Raw genomic sequence first — 1,490 nt, 5'->3', positions numbered from 1 at the left:
CTGGAAGGGTAGCGCTCGGGCCAAGGCTTCTTGTGTTCGTGTATCGATAGCTTTGTATATTGAAGTTGAATTGCAGTGGTCAGCTTCAATTCAGCAGGCGAGCATTTGTGCGTAACAATGCAGCGTGACTGTAGTTTTCCCACGTGTCTGGTGATTTTCTTCAGCGAAGCTGTTTGATATATCGTCCCGTCCTTGTCGATCAGGAAATGGGCGCCGAGCGCGCCTTTCGCTCGATAGCTGCTGAATGTACTTTCAGTTGTAGAGCCATCTGTCTGGTGAACGATAATCCCATTTACCCTGTCCATCGGCCCCCGTTCAATGTTCGGGAAGATCTTGACCTTGACGCGTTCGGCGTCGACTCGACCATTCTTGTCGATAAAGAACATATGTGTCTCCCAGTCAGATTGATTTGTTTACCTTCACGTCATAACCCATGCTGACCGTCCCGGCACTGCCGCCGGAGGCGTTCTGCACGACGTATTCGTGCTTCACTCGCGAGAATGAAAGGCTGACTTCTTCCCGGGGCGCGCGCATATTGATGTTGTGAGCCGGTTTCACCTGCGTGATCAGGACGTCCTCCATCGTGATCCTAAGAAACTCAAGCGGCTTGCCACCCGCCTTGCGCATCGTCAGCACTGCGCTGCCGATATGTTTCCCGGTCAGGCAGTACTGAATCAGATTGGGCGTGGCGCGGTCGACATAGTGTTCGAACGTCAGGTCCTCAACGGTCGCCTTGCCTGCGCCGCCGCCCCTTCCTGCGTGCGTGTTCGATGGCTGCTTCACCGACCATTCCCACGTCAGAACCTCAATCTCTTTCGAATGGCTGGCGTCCGTCGCTTCGCCCTCGATTCCTGTCAGCTTCAAGAAGATGTCCYGCGCCATCAGATGCTCCCGTCGTTGGTTGAGAAACAACTCAGGGAGCCTATCGATCGGCAAAGAAGTGATCTATAGAACTAGTTCGAAAGGCGCCGCCGCCCCGGACTTGCCGCCACCCACCCCCTTTTCGCCAACCGCGAAATCCCCCTTTCGYCAATGACTRCCGGGCGGTTGGCAGCGTCTGACCGCTTGGGCGGGCCCCCGCGTGGCATAATCGATTGCGATGTCAAGCAATCACCGGCCACGCCGGAGGCGCGGCACAATAGCGGCGCCGACCCGCGAAGGCATCCGGTAAATAACAATCCCCTGCAAACCACTGCGCGGACCTGCGCCGTTCCTGCCCGGACGGACGGTTCGCCCCCCCTGCATCATGGCCAAGACGCTCTACGACAARMTCTGGGAYGACCACRYCGTCCACRYCGAGGAAGACGGCACSRCGMTSCTCTACATCGAYCGCCACCTGSTGCACGAAGTGACCAGCCCGCAGGCSTTCGAGGGGCTGAAGCTGGCGGAGCGTCCGGTGTGGCGCATCAGCGCGAACCTGGCCGTGTCCGACCACAACGTCCCGACCACGGACCGTACGGAAGGCATCACCGACCCCGTCTCGAAGCTTC

3 protein-coding genes are annotated in these 1,490 nt (G+C 58.2%); 1 reads left to right on the top strand and 2 read right to left on the bottom strand.

The window, feature by feature from the left end:
- Both AC1DPR_RS31920 and AC1DPR_RS31915 read right to left on the bottom strand, forming a co-directional pair.
- On the bottom strand, positions 1 to 386 hold a 386-nt coding region (locus AC1DPR_RS31920; RefSeq protein WP_477818021.1), incomplete at its 3' end, for a peptidoglycan recognition protein family protein.
- A 13-nt stretch (positions 387 to 399) separates the two neighbouring features.
- On the bottom strand, positions 400 to 882 hold the full coding sequence (locus tag AC1DPR_RS31915) for an Hcp family type VI secretion system effector (protein ID WP_477818020.1): 483 nt from the start codon (positions 880 to 882) through the stop codon (positions 400 to 402).
- Between the two features lie 364 nt (positions 883 to 1,246).
- Between AC1DPR_RS31915 and AC1DPR_RS31910 the strand changes: the two genes are divergently transcribed.
- On the top strand, positions 1,247 to 1,490 hold a 244-nt coding region (locus tag AC1DPR_RS31910; RefSeq protein ID WP_477818019.1), incomplete at its 3' end, for an aconitase family protein.

It is taken from the genome of Rhizobium sp. 01T417, from assembly GCF_056398905.1.
Note: the sequence above shows the minus strand (reverse complement) of the source record. Positions and strands in the feature narration are given on the sequence as shown.